Source organism: Rhodococcus aerolatus, from assembly GCF_054783215.1.
Window position 1 is genome coordinate 87,252 of the sequence record NZ_BAAGQZ010000005.1, and the last position, 14,267, is coordinate 101,518.

Sequence of the window (14,267 nt, forward strand, 5' to 3'; positions counted from 1 at the left end):
ACGCCACCACCGCCCCCGCGCCGCACCACACCCACCCGCTGGGGGTGGTGTGGGCACCCCCGCCCGCCCCGGGCACCGCGCAGCTCGACGCCACGGCCTCGCGCTGGCGGGCGGACCTGGCCGCGGACGGCCGCGGCGCCGTCGAGGTGGAGCGCCGGGTGGCCCGGGGCGACCTGCTGCGCACCGCGCCCGTGCTGCTGGCCGTGTTCTGGGCCGCGGACGGCGCCGCCCACGACTACCCCGACCCCGCCCGCACGGCCGCCGAGCACACGATGTTCACCGCGGCCGCGGGCGCGGCCGTCGAGGCGCTGCTGGTGGCCCTGGCCGCGGACGGGCTGGGCTCCTGCTGGGTCGGCTCCACCATCTTCGCCGCGGACGCCGCCCGCTCGGCGCTGGACCTGCCCGCCGACTGGCACCCCGTCGGCGCGGTCGCGGTCGGCGTGCCCGCGGCGCCCGTGCCCGCCCGGGGCGAGCCCGTGGCCGGGGACGCGCTGGTGGTCCGGTGAGCACCGCCGCGCCGGGTGCACCCAGCCCCACCCCGCCCAGCCCCACCGCGGCCGTGCACGCGGACACCGTCGACCGGCTGACCGCCTGGCGGGCTCCCGACGCCGGGCAGTCCGCCGTGCGCCACACCGTGCTCGCCTTCCTCGCCGCCCGGCCGGACGCGTGCTCGCGGTCCTGCGAGCCCGGCCACGTCACCGCCTCCGCGCTCGTCCTTGACCACGACGCCACCCACGTGCTGCTGACCCTGCACCCGCGGGTGGGCCGGTGGGTGCAGCTCGGCGGGCACTGCGAGCCGGAGGACGACGGCCTCGTCGCCGCGGCGCTGCGCGAGGCGCGCGAGGAGTCCGGCACCGACGCGCTGCGCATCGACCCGGACGTGCTGCACCTCGACACCCACCCGCTGACCTGCTCGCTGGGCGTGCCGACCCGCCACCTCGACGTCCGCTTCCTGGTCCGCGCCGCGCCGGGGGCCCGGATCGCGATCAGCGACGAGTCCGACGACCTGGGCTGGTGGCCGGTCGACGCCCTGCCCGACAGCGGCGCGGGCGACACCGTCGGTGAGCTGGTGCGCCTGGCCCTGGCGCGGGCCCGGGGTCAGTAGCGGCGGAAGTCCCGCACGCTCAGCCGCGGGCCGAAGCGGGGCCGGGGCGCGCCGGTGGCCTCCAGCAGCCGCACCGCCCGCTGGCGCTGCGGGGCGTAGGGGGCGAGCACCTCAGCCATGCCCGCGTCGTCGAGCGGGCGTCCCACCAGCGCCCAGCCGACCACGGTGGGGATGTGGAAGTCCCCGAAGCTGACCGCGTCCGGGTCGCCCCAGGCGCGCTGGGCCACCTCGGCGGCGGTCCACACCCCGATGCCCGGCACCTTGCGCAGCCAGGTCCGGCCCGCCTCGCCCCGCAGCTCGACGGCCCGCTCCAGCCGCGGCGCGACCGAGGCGGCGGCCAGCAGAGCGCGGCGCCGGGTGTGGTCGACCCCCGCACGGTGCCACTCCCAGTCGGGGATCGCGAGCAGCTGGGCGGGGGTCGGGGGCAGCCGCAGGCCGTCGGGCACCGGCCCGGGCGCGGGGTCGCCGAACCGCCAGCTCAGCTCGCGCCAGGAGCGGCGGGCCTCGGTCCCGGTGACCTTCTGCTCCAGCACGGCGCCCAGCAGCACGTCCCACACGGTGCCGCTGGCGCCCAGGCGCAGGTGGGGGCGGGCCCGCACCGCCGCAGCGACCCGGTCGTGGTGGGCGACGAAGCCCGACGGGTCGTCGTCGGCGCCGAGCAGGGCGGGCACCCCGTCGAGCGCCTGCTCCGCCCCCGCGCCCCAGGCGTGGGCGTGCACCGACCGGTCGGGCCCCCGGGTGAGCAGCAGCGTCACCGGTCCGGTGGGGGACGTGGCCGCGCGCCACACCCCGGCGGCCGTGGTCCGGGTGGTCGGGTCGCCCCGGCCCCGCGACAGCGGCCGCAGCACCCCGGCGAGCTCGACGGTGAAGCCGGGCCGCCAGTCGCGGTGGCGGCCGCGGACCGCCGTCATGCCGGCGACGTCACACGTCGCTGGAGAAGCGGACCCCGCCGTCGGGCAGGGCCACCCCGGGCCAGAGCCGCGCGCCGCGGAGCAGCTCGCAGCGCGCCCCGACCACGGCGCCGTCGCCGATGACGCCGTCGCGGACCAGCGCCCGCGGTCCGATGCGTGCGCCGAACCCGACGATGGAGCGCTCCACGACCGCCCCCGCCTCGATCACCGCACCGTCGAAGACCACGGCCCCGTCGAGGCGGGCGCCGGCACCGACCTCTGCGCCCCGGCCGAGCACGGTGCCGCCGATGAGCAGCGCACCCGCCCCGACGGAGGCGCTGGGGTGCACCAGGGACTCCCCGCGCGCCCCGGGCAGCGCGGGCGACGGGGCGATGCCGCGGACGAGGTCCGAGGAGCCGCGGACGAAGTCCTCCGGGGTGCCCATGTCGCGCCAGTACGCGGCGTCCACGTGGCCGAACACGCGGGCGTCGCGCGCCAGCAGCGCCGGGAACACCTCGCGCTCCACCGAGACCGGCCGGCCCGCGGGGATCTCGTCGAGCACCTCGCGACGGAAGACGTAGCAGCCGGCGTTGACCTGGTCGGTCGGTGGGTCCTCGGTCTTCTCCAGGAAGTCGGTGACCCGGCCGTCGGCGTCGGTGGGCACGCAGCCGAAGGCGCGGGGGTCGCCCACCCGCACGAGATGCAGCGTCACGTCCGCCTCGCACCGCTCGTGGGTCTCGAGGACCTGCCGCAGGTCGGTGCCGCCCAGGACGTCGCCGTTGAACACCATGACCGTCTCGCCGCGCAGCACGTCGACCACGTTGCGGATGCCGCCCCCGGTGCCCAGCGGCTCGGTCTCGGTGACGTAGACCAGCTCCAGGCCGATGTCGGCGCCGTCGCCGAAGTGCTGCTCGAACACCTCGGCCTTGAACGAGGTGCCCAGCACGACCCGGCGGATGCCGGCCTCGCGGATGCGGGAGAGCAGGTGGGTCAGGAAGGGCACGCCGGCGGTGGGCAGCATCGGCTTGGGTGCCGACATGGTGAGCGGGCGCAGCCGGGTCCCCTTGCCGCCGACCAGGACCACGGCCTCGGTCGTGTCGAGGTTCATCGGTCTCTCCCTGGGTCGTCGGTGCGCCGGGCGGGCCGCCCGGACCCGGCGGGTCGGTCGCGGCGGGTCGGCCTGAGGGACCATACTGGCCGCGTCGGCAGGACCGGGTGGGTCAGGTGACCGGTCCGCCACTGAGCGGGTGACGCCGGGACCGGGGGTGCGACGGCCGTGGCCGCTGACGACCTCCTCGTCCCCGCCGCCCGTGGGCCGCGGCACCGCGCGGACGCCGCACTGCGGCGCGCCAGCCGGCGCGACGGCACGGTCGTGACCCCGGACACCATGGCCTCGCACATGGACCACACCGACACGGTGGTCATCCCGCGGCACGCGGTCACCGCGGCCGACCCCCGCGCCGTCGACCCGGACTCGACGGTCGTGCTCCCCGCCCTGCGCCGCCGCTAGTCCGACCGGCCCGGGCCACCCGACGGTGCCGCCCGGCGGACGGCGAGCCGGGCGCGCAGCCGCAGGCCCCACCGCAGCGGGGCGGCGAGGACGGCAGGCACCCGCTCGCCGGTGAACCGAGCCGCGCTCTCGTGGTGGGCGCGCAGCATCACCGCGGGCGCCCGGTCGGCCGCGTGGCCCTGGTCGTGGTGGACCTCGGCGGCGGGGACGTACACGCACCGCCAGCCGGCGCGCACCAGCCGGTCCCCGAGGTCGACGTCTTCGAAGTACATGAAGTAGCGGGAGTCGAACCCGCCCACCGAGGCGAACGCCGCCCGGCGCAGCAGCAGGCACGAGCCGGACAGCCAGCCCGCGTCCCGCTCCACCGGCTGCTCGCCGCTGCGCCGGTAGGACCGGGAGAACGGGTTGCCGGGCCACACCCGGGAGAGCACGGCGTGCCCGCTGCCGGCCAGGAGCGACGGCTGCTCGCGGGCCGAGGGGTAGACCGCGCCGTCGGGCTCGCGCACCAACGGGCCGAGCGCCCCGGCCCGCGGGGTGCGGCGCGCGGCGTCGAGCAGCACGTCGAGCGAGCCGGGCGCCCACCGCACGTCGGGGTTGGCCACGACCACCAGGTCCACCCCGGGGTCCAGCGCGGCCACGGCCCGGTTGGCGGCGGCGCCGTAGCCGACGTTCTCGCCGAGGCGCAGCAGCTGCACCCGGGGGTGGCCGGCCACCGCCCGCTCCGGCGCGCCGTCGACCGAGCCGGTGTCGGCGAGCACCACCACGGGGTCCTCGGTGGTGGCCGCGGCGAGCGAGGCGAGGAACACCTCGAGGTGCTCGCCCGGGGAGTAGGTGACGGTGACGACGGCCAGGCTCACGGTGCCGCCCCCGGCACGCCCGTCACGGCCGGACCGCGGCGAGCCCGCCGCCGCGGACGAAGCGGTGCAGGGCGTCGCGCCACGGCGGCAGCGGCGCCAGCCCGGCCCCGACCCAGGCGGCGTCGGAGAGCACCGAGTAGGCGGGCCGGGGCGCCGGGCGCGGGAAGTCGGCCGTGGTCACGGGCAGCACCCGCTCCGGGTCGGCGCCGAGCTCGCCGAAGACCGCCCGGGCCAGGTCCCACCAGCTGGCGGTGCCCGCACCGGTCGCGTGCAGCACACCCCCGGGCAGGTCGTCGCGGCCCGCGAGCTCGAGCAGCCCGGCGGCCAGGTCGGCGGTCCAGGTGGGCGAGCCGACCTGGTCGGCCACCACCCCGACGGTGTCGCGCTCCCGCTCGAGGCGCGCCATGGTGGCGACGAAGTTGGGGCCGTGGGCGCCGTACACCCAGGCGGTGCGCACCACGTGGGCGCCGGGCAGCGCGGCGAGCACGGCCCGCTCCCCCGCCAGCTTGGTGCGGCCGTAGACCGTGCGGGGCCCGGTGGGGGCGTCGGGGCCGTAGGGCTCGCGGGCGTCGCCGGCGAAGACGTAGTCGGTGGAGACGTGCACCAGCCGGGCGCCGTGGCGGGCGCACGCCGCGGCGAGCACCCCCGGCGCGGTCGCGTTGAGCGCGGTGGCCCGCTCGACCTCGGTCTCGGCGGCGTCGACCGCGGTGTGGGCCGCGCAGCTCACCACGACGCCGCCGGCCCCGAGCCGGGCCACCGCGGCGTCCACCGCGTCGGCGTCGGTGACGTCGAGCTCGGCCGAGCCGGGCGCGCTGACCTCGACCCCGAGGCCGGTGGCCAGCCCGGCCAGCTCGGTCCCCAGCTGGCCCCGGCCGCCGGTGACCAGCAGCGGGGGGACGCTCACCGGCCCAGCTCGGCGTACGCGGCCTCGGTCGCGTCCTTGGCGGGCGCCCACCAGTCCTCGTGCTCGCGGTACCACGCCACGGTCGCGGCCAGGCCGGCCTCGAGGTCGGCGTAGCGCGGCGCCCAGCCGAGCTCCCGGCGCAGCTTGCCGGCGTCGATGGCGTAGCGCAGGTCGTGCCCCGGGCGGTCGCCGACCAGGTCGTAGGCGTCCTCGGGCTGGTCGAGCAGCCGCAGCAGGGTGCGGACCACGGTGAGGTTGTCGGCCTCGCCGTCGGCGCCGATGAGGTAGGTCTCGCCGAGGCGGCCGCGCTCGAGCACGGCGTGCAGCGCCCGGTTGTGGTCGTCGACGTGGATCCAGTCCCGGACGTTGGCCCCCGCGCCGTACACCTTGGGCCGCACCCCGCGCAGGATGTTGGTGACCTGCCGCGGGATGAGCTTCTCCACGTGCTGGTACGGGCCGTAGTTGTTGCTGCAGTTGGAGATCGTGGCCGCGAGCCCGAAGCTGCGGACCCAGGCGCGGACGAGCAGGTCGGCACCCGCCTTGGTCGAGGAGTACGGGCTCGACGGCCGGTACGGGGTGGTCTCGGTGAAGCGCGCCGGGTCGTCGAGCTCGAGGTCGCCGAAGACCTCGTCGGTCGAGACGTGGTGCAGCCGGGTGCCGTGGGCGCGCACCGCCTCCAGCAGCCGGAAGGTGCCCACGACGTTGGTCTGCAGGAACGGCTCGGGGTTGCTCAACGAGTTGTCGTTGTGGCTCTCCGCGGCGAAGTTGACCACCACGTCGTGCTCGGCGACGAGCCGGTCGACCAGCTCGGGGTCGGCGATGGACCCCTCGACGAAGTCGACGGAGCCGGCCACGGGGTCGAGGCTGGCCCGGTTGCCCGCGTAGGTGAGCGCGTCGAGCACCGTGACCTGGTGCTCGGGGTGCTCGGCCACGGTCAGGTGGACGAAGTTGGCGCCGATGAACCCGGCTCCGCCGGTGACGAGCAGGCGCACTGAGGTCTCCCCTGTGTCGTGGTCGTGGTCCGCCGGCCGAGCCCGGCGCGGCCGACCCGGGGCAGTCTGGCACGCCGGTCGAGGTCCCGGACCGGGCGTGCCCGCGCCCGTAGCCTCCTCGACGCGACGGCCCCGACGGGGGGACGCGACGAGCAGACCGGGGGGACGCGGGGTGGTGGACGGGCACGACGAGTGGCGGCGCGACCCCCGTGACCCCCGTGACCCCCGCCCCACCGACGACCCGCGCCCGGGCCGCAGACGTCGGGACGCCCCGCGCGACGCACGTCCGCGCCCACCGCAGCACCGGGAACGCCGCCCCGGCGACACCCCCACCCGCCCGGCTGGGGGCAGCCCCACCCGCCCGACTGGTGACACCCCCACCCGCCCGCCGGACCGCACCGCGGCCCGTCGCCCCACCCGGCCCGAGCCGCGGCGCCACGGGGTGCTGCGGGGGATCGCGGTGGCGGCGTCGGCGCTCGTCCTGCTGGGCACCGGCGTCGCGTGGCGGACGGTGGACGGCCTGGACGACGGACTGGCCACCACCGCGCTCGGCCTCGGCGGTGACGGCAGCAGCCACGACGACGGCGCCACCGACATCCTGCTGGTGGGCACCGACAGCCGCACCGACGCCCAGGGCAACCCGCTCTCGCAGGCCGAGCTCGACCAGCTGCGCGCCGGCGACGTGGCCACCACGAACACCGACACGATCATCCTGGTGCGGGTGCCGGACGACGGCGGCTCGGCGACGGCCCTGTCGATCCCCCGGGACTCGTTCGTCGCCGTCCCCGACGGCGGCAAGGCGAAGATCAACGGCGTGTACGGCTCGGCCAAGCAGGCGCGGGCCGACGCCATGGTGGCCGCTGGGGACGACCCGGCCGCCACCGAGGGACCGTCCACCGAGGCCGGCCGCCAGGCCCTGGTCTCGACGGTGCAGTCGCTGACCGGCGTCACCGTCGACCACTACGCCGAGATCGGCCTGCTCGGGTTCGTGCTGCTCACCGACGCCGTCGACGGCGTGCCGGTGTGCCTGCGCAACGCGGTCGACGAGCCGCTGTCCGGGGCGAGGCTGCCCGCGGGCGAGCAGACCCTCACCGGGGCGGACGCGCTGAGCTTCGTCCGGCAGCGCCACGACCTGCCCCGCGGCGACCTCGACCGCATCCGGCGCCAGCAGGCGTTCATGGCCTCCCTGGCGGGGAAGGTGCTCTCCACGGGGACGCTCAGCCCGGGACGGGTGGGGGCGCTCAAGGACGCCCTGGCCCGGTCGGTGGTCATCGACGCGGACTGGGACCTGCTCGGCTTCGCCCAGCAGCTGCAGGGCCTCGCCGGGGGGAGCGTCACCTTCCGCACCGTGCCCGTCGTCGACCCCGACGCGACCAGCCCCGACGGCGAGTCCGTCGTGGCCGTCGACCCGGCCCAGGTGGCGGCCGCGGCCGCCGAGGCCGTCGGGCGCACGCCGTCGACCACCAGTGCGGCCCCGACCACCACCACGGCGGCCCCGTCGACCCCGGTCGAGGTGGCCAACGCCTCCGGCGTCGAGGGCCTGGCCGCCTCCGTCGCCACCGCCCTCGGCGGGCTCGGCGTCAGCACCGGCGCGGTGGGCAACAGCCCCGACGGGGACCGGGCCGAGAGCGCGGTGATGACGACGGACCCCTCCGACGCCGGCGCGGCCGCCGTCGCGTCGCTGCTGGGCGGCCTGCCGGTGCAGACCGACGACACGCTGCCCGCGGGCACGGTGCGCGTGGTGCTGGGCACGGACTACGCGGGCCCCGGCAGCGCGGCGTCCCAGTCCGGCGACACCGCCGGGACCGCCCCGGCCCTGCCGACCCCGGCCGGCCCCGCTGCTGCTGCTCCGGCGCCGGCCCCGGACCCCATCGCCGCGGACCCGGACCCGCGCTGCGTCGACTGACCGGGCCGGCGCCTGGGAGGCTGGGGCCATGACGGTCACCGACGCCCTGCTGCGCCCGATCCTGGACGCGGACCCCGCCGGCCCCCGCGTCACCTACTACGACGACGCCACCGGGGAGCGCGTCGAGGTCTCCGGCCTGACCCTGGCGAACTGGGCGGCCAAGACGGCCAACCTGCTGCGCGACGAGCTGGGGGTCTCCCCCGGCGACCGCGTCACCGTGGCGCTGCCCGCGCACTGGCAGACCGTGGCGGTGCTGCTCGGCGCCTGGTGGTGCGGCGCCGTCGTCGACGACCCGGCGGCCCCCGCCCCGGCCGACGCCGCCGTCGCGCTGTGCACCGCCGACCGGCTCGCCGAGGTCGACGACGCCCCCGAGCAGGTGGTGCTCTCCCTCGACGCGTTCGGCCGACCCGCGCCGGACCTGCCCGTCGGGGTCACCGACTACGCCACCGCCGTCCGGGTGCACGGGGACGCGTTCGTCGCGCCGCGGGTGGGTGACGCCGCCCCCGCCCTGGCCGCGCGGTCGGTCGGTGACGTGGTGGCCGCGGCGCGTGCCTCGGCGGCCGCGCAGGGGCTCACCCGCTCCGACCGCGTGCTGTCCGCGGCCGGGTGGGAGTCGGCCGCCGCGCTCACCGACGGCCTGCTGGCCGTGCTCGCCGCGGGCGCGTCGCTGGTGCAGGTGAGCCACCCCGACGAGGCGCGGCTGACCCGCCGGGTCGAGAGCGAGAAGGTCACCCGCACGCTCGGGGCCTGACCGGTGCACGAGCCCGCCGGGCTGGGTAATCTCCGGGCAAACTCCTGGAGGTCCTCGTGCGCCGCACCCCCACCCGCGCCCTGCTGGCCGCCCTCGTGGCGCTCGTGTCCTTCGTCGGCCTCGCGCCGGCCGCCGGCGCGCAGACCACCGGCCCCCTGCAGCCGGTGTCCACCGACCTGACGCAGTACGTCGGCGAGTGGGACCAGCTCGCGGCGATCCCGGCCTTCTTCGACGTGTTCTGCGTGCGGGACACCCGCGCCACGTACACCGCCGACCCCGACGGCACCATCGGGGTGGCCAACGTGTGCAGCGGCCCGTTCGGCATCCCCGTCCCGATCCGCGGCACGGCCCGGGTCACCGACCCGGTGACGACGGGCGCGCTGCAGGTCAGCTTCCTGCGCTTCTTCGGCCGCACGTTCTACCTGGGCGGGACCAACTACGTCGTGGCCGCGCACGACCCCGGCTACACGTGGGCCCTGGTCGGGGACCCGCAGCGCCGGAGCGGGTTCCTGCTCTCCCGCACGCCCGCGTTCACCACGGCGCAGTGGCAGGCGGCGTACACCGCGATCCAGGACGCCGGGTACGACCCGTGCCGGTTCCTGACCACGCCGACCACCGGCGGGCTGAGCACCAAGGGCCCCCTGTGCAGCCCGCCGGTGACGACCGGTCCGGCCTAGCGCCTGCTCGAGCCCCGGCGCGTCGCCGCCGTCAGCAGCACGAGCAGCACCGCGGTCACGGCGACCTGCACGATGAGCACGGTGACGAACCCGACGTCGGTGCCCGCCACCTTGTAGGTGAGGTAGGCGCCGAGGAAGGACCCGACGAGGCCGAGCACGATCGTGAGGATGATCCCGATCGACTGGCGGCCGGGGACCACGAGACGGCCGAGCAGCCCCACGACGAGCCCGATGACGATGGCGCTGACGATCCCACCTGGTTGCACGGTGACCTCCGGTGCGGTTGCGGACCGGGACGGGGTGGCCCCGGTGCTCGGCGGGAGCGTGCCACGGTGATCAGCGCCGGGCCCGACGAAGCCGCCCGCCGGGGTGCTCAGCCCTCGAGGTCACCCTCCGCGGCGAGCAGGGCCTCCTGCAGCGCGGTGATGGTGGCCGGGTCCGGCTCGGCCCACAGCCCGCGCTCCGCGGCCTCGAGCAGCCGCTCGGAGATGCCGTGCAGCGCCCACGGGTTGGACTGGGAGAGGAACTTCGCGTTCTGCTCGTCGAGCACGTAGCTCTCGGCCAGCTTCTCGTACATCCAGTCCGCGACCACGCCGGTGGTGGCGTCGTAGCCGAACAGGTAGTCGACCGTGGCCGCCATCTCGAACGCACCCTTGTACCCGTGGCGCCGCATGGCCTCGAGCCACTTGGGGTTGACGACGCGCGCGCGGAACACCCGGGAGGTCTCCTCGACCAGCGAGCGGGTGCGCACGTGCTCGGGCCGGGTGGAGTCGCCGATGTAGGCCTTGGGTGAGCGGCCGGTCAGCGAGCGCACCGTGGCGACCATGCCGCCGTGGTACTGGAAGTAGTCGTCGGAGTCGGCGATGTCGTGCTCGCGGGTGTCGATGTTCTTCGCCGCCACCGCGATCCGCCGGTACGCGCTCTCCATGTCGGTCCGCGCCGGGACGCCGGCCATGTCCCGGCCGTAGGCGTAGCCGCCCCACACCGCGTAGACCTCGGCGAGGTCGGCGTCGGAGCGCCAGTCCTTCGAGTCGATGAGCGAGAGCAGGCCCGCCCCGTAGGCGCCGGGCTTGGACCCGAACACCCGGGCGGTGGCCCGGCGGCGGTCCCCGTGCTCGGCGACGTCGGCCTCGACGTGGGCGCGGACGTAGTTCTGCTCGGCGGTCTCGTCGAGCCCGGCGACGAGGCTGACGGCGTCGTCCATCATGGTCACGACGTGAGGGAAGGCGTCGCGGAAGAAGCCGGAGATACGGACGGTGACGTCGAGCCGGGGCCGGCCCAGCTCGGCCAGCGGGATCGGCTCCAGGGTCTTCACCCGTCGGGACGCCTCGTCCCACACCGGCTGCACCCCGAGCAGGGCCAGCACCTGGGCGACGTCGTCGCCGGAGGTGCGCATGGCCGAGGTGCCCCACACGCTGAGCCCCACCGAGCGGGGGTGCTCCCCGGTCTCGGCCAGGTAGCGCTCGACGAGGGAGTCGGCCAGGCCCTGCCCGGTCTCCCAGGCCAGCCGGCTCGGCACCGCGCGGGGGTCGACGGAGTAGAAGTTGCGCCCGGTGGGCAGCACGTTGACCAGGCCGCGCAGCGGGGAGCCCGAGGGGCCCGCCGGCACGTAGCCGCCGTCGAGGGCGTGCAGGGCCATCGTCATCTCGTCGGTGGTGGCGGCCAGCCGCGGGACCACCTCGGCGACGGCGAAGTCGAGCACCGCCTCGACCGCGGCGTCCGGGGCGCCGAGCACCTGGGTCACGATCGGGGCCACGGCCTCCCGGGTCCAGCCCGCGGCCTCGCAGGCGGTGACCAGGGCCAGGGCGCGGGCCTCGACGTCGTCGGTCTCGTGCAGCCCGGCCGAGCCGTCCTCGACGAGGCCGAGGGCCTCCCGGAGCCCGGGCAGCGAGGTGGTGCCGCCCCAGATCTGGCGCGCGCGCAGGATGGCCAGGACCAGGCCGATGCGGGCCTCGCCCTGCGGCGCGACCCCGAACACGTGCAGCCCGTCGCGGATCTGGGAGTCCTTGACCGCGCAGAGCCAGCCGTCGACGTTGAGGATCATCTCGTCGAACTCGGCGTCGTGCGGTCGGTCGTCGAGGCCCAGGTCGTGGTCGAGCTTGGCCGCCTCGATGAGCGTCCAGATCTCCTGGCGGATCGCCGGCAGCTTGGGCGGGTCCATCGCGGCGATGTTGGCGTGCTCGTCGAGCAGCTGCTCGAGCCGCGCGATGTCGCCGTAGGTGTCGGCGCGGGCCATGGGCGGGACCATGTGGTCGACGAGGGTGGCGTGGGCGCGGCGCTTGGCCTGGCTGCCCTCGCCGGGGTCGTTGACCAGGAACGGGTAGATCATCGGCAGGTCGCCCAGCGCGGCGTCGGGCGCGCAGGCGGCGGACATGCCCACGGTCTTGCCGGGCATCCACTCGAGGTTGCCGTGCTTGCCGACGTGGACCACCGCGTGCGCGCCGAAGTCGTGGCGCAGCCAGTGGTAGGCGGCGAGGTAGTGGTGGCTGGGCGGCAGGTCCGGGTCGTGGTAGATCGCGATGGGGTTCTCGCCGAACCCGCGCGGCGGCTGCACCATGACCACGGTGTTGCCCTGGCGCAGCGCGGCGAACACGATCTCGCCGTCCGGGTCGTGGCTGCGGTCGACGAACAGCTCGCCCGGCGGCGGGCCCCAGTGCTCGACCATCCGGTCGGTGAGCTCGGCGGGCAGGGTGTCGAAGAACGCGCGGTAGTCGGCCGCCTTGATGCGCACCGGGTTCCCGGCCAGCTGCTCCTCGGTGAGCCAGTCCGGGTCCTGCCCGCCGGCGGCGATGAGCGCGTGGACCAGGGTGTCGCCGTCGAGGGCGTCGACCCCGGGGAACCCGTCGCCCTGCTGGTAGCCCTGCTCGCGCATCGCGGCGAGCAGGCGGACCACCGACGCGGGGGTGTCGAGGCCGACGGCGTTGCCGATGCGGGAGTGCTTCGTCGGGTACGCGCTGAGCATCACCACGACCTTGCGCTCGGCCGGCGGGGTGTGGCGCAGCCGGGCGTGGCCCAGGGCGATGCCGGCCACGCGGTCGGCGCGCTCGGGGTCTGCCACGTAGGACGTCAGGCCCTCGTCGTCGACCTCCTTGAACGAGAAGGGCACGGAGATGATGCGGCCGTCGAACTCGGGGATGGCGACCTGGTTGCCGACGTCGAGCGGGGTGAGGCCGTCGTCGTTCTCGGCCCAGGTGGCCCGCGGGGTGCCCAGCACCATGCCCTGGATGACGGGCAGGTCGAGGCTCGCGAGCTCGCCGACGTCCCAGGCCCCGTCGTCCCCGCCGGCCTGGGCGCTGGCGGGGGTGGAGCCGCCGGCGGCGAGCACGGTGACGACGAGGGCGTCCATGCTGCGCAGCGCGTCGATCATCTCGGGCTCGGTGCTGCGCAGGCTGGCGGTGTGGACGGGGACGGGGTGCCCGCCCTTCCGCTCGACCGCCTGGCAGAGGTCCTCGACGAAGGCCGTGTTCCCGGCCAGGTGGTGGGCGCGGTAGTAGAGGACGGCGACGCGTGGTCCGGTGACCGTGCTGGGTCGCTCCACCAGTCCCCACGACGGGGTCTCCGCGGGCGGCGCGAAGCCCTCGCCGTCGAGCAGGACGGTGTCGGCGAGGAAGCGGTGCAGCTCGACGATGTTGTCGGGTCCGCCCTGGGCCAGGTAGGTGTGCGCCTCGGTGGCCACGCCGAAGGGCACCGTGGAGAGCTCCATGAGCTCGGCGTCGGGCAGCTGCTCCCCGCCGAGGACGACGACGGGCACGCCGAGGTCGAGCAGCGGCGCGACCATGTCCTCGTACTTCCGGCGCGAGCCCAGGATCCGGACGACGACCAGGTCGGTGCCGTCGGCGAACTCGACGAGGTCACCGACGCGGTACGGGTTGCCCAGGCGCCAGCTCGAGGCGCTGGTGCGCGCGGCCAGCAGGTCGGTGTCGGAGGTGGAGAGCAGCGTGAACGTGCGCTCCGTGGTGGGTGCACTCATGGGGGTCCGGCCTTCCGTCGGGGTCGCCCGCCCCGCGTCGTGGGTCGCCGGCAGGGGCGAGTGTCTGGCTCACCCCTGCGCTGCTCCTCGCAGGCCGGGGCTCACAGTGGCGGGACCGCGCCGGGCTCTCACCGGGCTTCCTCGCTGCTCTGCCGTGGATCTGCGGGTGACGTTACCGGGCGGCCCGAGCAGACCGCTCCCGCCCAGCGGTGCTCCGCGCCCTCCTCCGGGCGTTCGTCACCTCGGCCCGACGGGGGTGAGACTGGGCCGTGACCACCTGGGCGATGACGCTGGACTGCCGCGACGCACCCCGCCTGGCGCGGTTCTGGGCCGCCGCGCTCGGCTACGTGCCGGCCCCACCACCGGCCGGGTTCCCCAGCTGGGACGACTGGTACGCCGGCTGCGACATCCCCGTCGACGAGCGCGGGGACGTCGTCGCGCTCGTCGACCCTTCCGGCGCGGGGCCGGGGCTGACCCTGCTCGCCGTCCCGGAGCCGAAGACCGCCAAGAACCGGCTCCACCTGGACCTGCGGGTGGGCGGGGGCAGGCACGTCCCGTGGGAGCAGCGCTGGCCCCGGGTGCTCGCCGAGGTCGAGCGGCTGGTCTCGGTCGGGGCCACGGTGCTCGCGCAGCACGACGTCGCCGGGCGCGGTGACCACGTGGTGCTGGCGGACCCGGAGGGAAACGAGCTCTGCGTCGTCTGAC

The 14,267-nt window shown here is 76.3% G+C and carries 14 protein-coding genes and 1 riboswitch; of the genes, 7 read left to right on the forward strand and 7 right to left on the reverse strand.

Going from position 1 to position 14,267, the window contains the following annotated elements; translation table 11 throughout:
- Together ACYVOF_RS03790 and ACYVOF_RS03795 are read left to right on the forward strand one after the other, a co-directional pair.
- Positions 1-506, forward strand: a 506-nt coding sequence (locus ACYVOF_RS03790; protein WP_460864180.1) for a nitroreductase family protein, incomplete at its 5' end; no start/stop codon positions are given.
- A 53-nt stretch (positions 507-559) separates the two neighbouring features.
- Entirely contained in the window at positions 560-1,105 is a 546-nt protein-coding gene (locus ACYVOF_RS03795; protein WP_460864297.1) for an NUDIX hydrolase, read from the forward strand.
- On the opposite strand, the gene ACYVOF_RS03800 is transcribed toward ACYVOF_RS03795, so the two are convergent.
- Together ACYVOF_RS03800 and manB are read right to left on the reverse strand one after the other, a co-directional pair.
- Complete coding sequence (locus ACYVOF_RS03800) at positions 1,099-2,016, reverse strand: DNA-3-methyladenine glycosylase family protein (RefSeq protein ID WP_460864181.1); 918 nt, start codon at positions 2,014-2,016, stop codon at positions 1,099-1,101. The genes ACYVOF_RS03795 and ACYVOF_RS03800 overlap by 7 nt on opposite strands.
- Before the next feature lie 10 nt (positions 2,017-2,026).
- A complete protein-coding gene (gene manB / locus ACYVOF_RS03805; RefSeq protein ID WP_460864182.1) occupies positions 2,027-3,103 on the reverse strand; it encodes a mannose-1-phosphate guanylyltransferase in 1,077 nt (358 codons plus the stop codon).
- A gap of 168 nt (positions 3,104-3,271) precedes the next feature.
- Here manB and ACYVOF_RS03810 point away from each other — a divergent pair, with 168 nt between their 5' ends.
- Positions 3,272-3,505 (forward strand): hypothetical protein, encoded by a 234-nt coding sequence (locus ACYVOF_RS03810; protein ID WP_460864183.1) that lies wholly within the window; start codon positions 3,272-3,274, stop codon positions 3,503-3,505.
- Here the strand turns inward: ACYVOF_RS03810 and ACYVOF_RS03815 are convergent.
- The 3 genes from ACYVOF_RS03815 to rfbB are packed head-to-tail and all read right to left on the reverse strand — an operon-like array spanning position 3,502 to position 6,258.
- Positions 3,502-4,362, reverse strand: coding sequence for a glycosyltransferase family 2 protein (locus tag ACYVOF_RS03815; protein WP_460864184.1), 861 nt, complete (start codon positions 4,360-4,362; stop codon positions 3,502-3,504). The genes ACYVOF_RS03810 and ACYVOF_RS03815 overlap by 4 nt on opposite strands.
- Positions 4,363-4,384: 22 nt before the next feature.
- On the reverse strand, positions 4,385-5,266 hold the full coding sequence (rfbD, locus tag ACYVOF_RS03820; RefSeq protein WP_460864185.1) for a dTDP-4-dehydrorhamnose reductase: 882 nt from the start codon (positions 5,264-5,266) through the stop codon (positions 4,385-4,387).
- Positions 5,263-6,258 (reverse strand): dTDP-glucose 4,6-dehydratase, encoded by a 996-nt coding sequence (rfbB, locus tag ACYVOF_RS03825; RefSeq protein ID WP_460864186.1) that lies wholly within the window; start codon positions 6,256-6,258, stop codon positions 5,263-5,265. Before rfbB ends, rfbD begins: the two co-directional genes overlap by 4 nt.
- 442 nt (positions 6,259-6,700) lie before the next feature.
- Here rfbB and ACYVOF_RS03830 point away from each other — a divergent pair, with 442 nt between their 5' ends.
- The 3 genes from ACYVOF_RS03830 to ACYVOF_RS03840 are packed head-to-tail and all read left to right on the forward strand — an operon-like array spanning position 6,701 to position 9,592.
- Positions 6,701-8,164 carry an LCP family protein gene (locus ACYVOF_RS03830; RefSeq protein WP_460864187.1) on the forward strand — a complete coding sequence of 488 codons (1,464 nt, stop codon included), beginning with the start codon at positions 6,701-6,703 and terminating at the stop codon, positions 8,162-8,164.
- A 28-nt stretch (positions 8,165-8,192) separates the two neighbouring features.
- Positions 8,193-8,915, forward strand: coding sequence for a TIGR03089 family protein (locus ACYVOF_RS03835; protein ID WP_460864188.1), 723 nt, complete (start codon positions 8,193-8,195; stop codon positions 8,913-8,915).
- Between the two features lie 56 nt (positions 8,916-8,971).
- Complete coding sequence (locus ACYVOF_RS03840) at positions 8,972-9,592, forward strand: lipocalin family protein (RefSeq protein ID WP_460864189.1); 621 nt, start codon at positions 8,972-8,974, stop codon at positions 9,590-9,592.
- Here ACYVOF_RS03840 and ACYVOF_RS03845 read toward each other — a convergent pair.
- Both ACYVOF_RS03845 and cobN read right to left on the reverse strand, forming a co-directional pair.
- On the reverse strand, positions 9,589-9,858 hold the full coding sequence (locus tag ACYVOF_RS03845; protein WP_460864190.1) for a GlsB/YeaQ/YmgE family stress response membrane protein: 270 nt from the start codon (positions 9,856-9,858) through the stop codon (positions 9,589-9,591). The two genes, ACYVOF_RS03840 and ACYVOF_RS03845, sit on opposite strands and share 4 nt — an antisense overlap.
- 107 nt (positions 9,859-9,965) lie before the next feature.
- Entirely contained in the window at positions 9,966-13,562 is a 3,597-nt protein-coding gene (gene cobN / locus ACYVOF_RS03850) for a cobaltochelatase subunit CobN (RefSeq protein ID WP_460864191.1), read from the reverse strand.
- Positions 13,563-13,620: 58 nt separating this feature from the next.
- Positions 13,621-13,705: riboswitch (cobalamin riboswitch) on the reverse strand.
- Positions 13,706-13,831: 126 nt separating this feature from the next.
- Between cobN and ACYVOF_RS03855 the strand changes: the two genes are divergently transcribed.
- A complete protein-coding gene (locus ACYVOF_RS03855; RefSeq protein ID WP_460864192.1) occupies positions 13,832-14,266 on the forward strand; it encodes a VOC family protein in 435 nt (144 codons plus the stop codon).
- Position 14,267 lies beyond the last annotated feature (1 nt).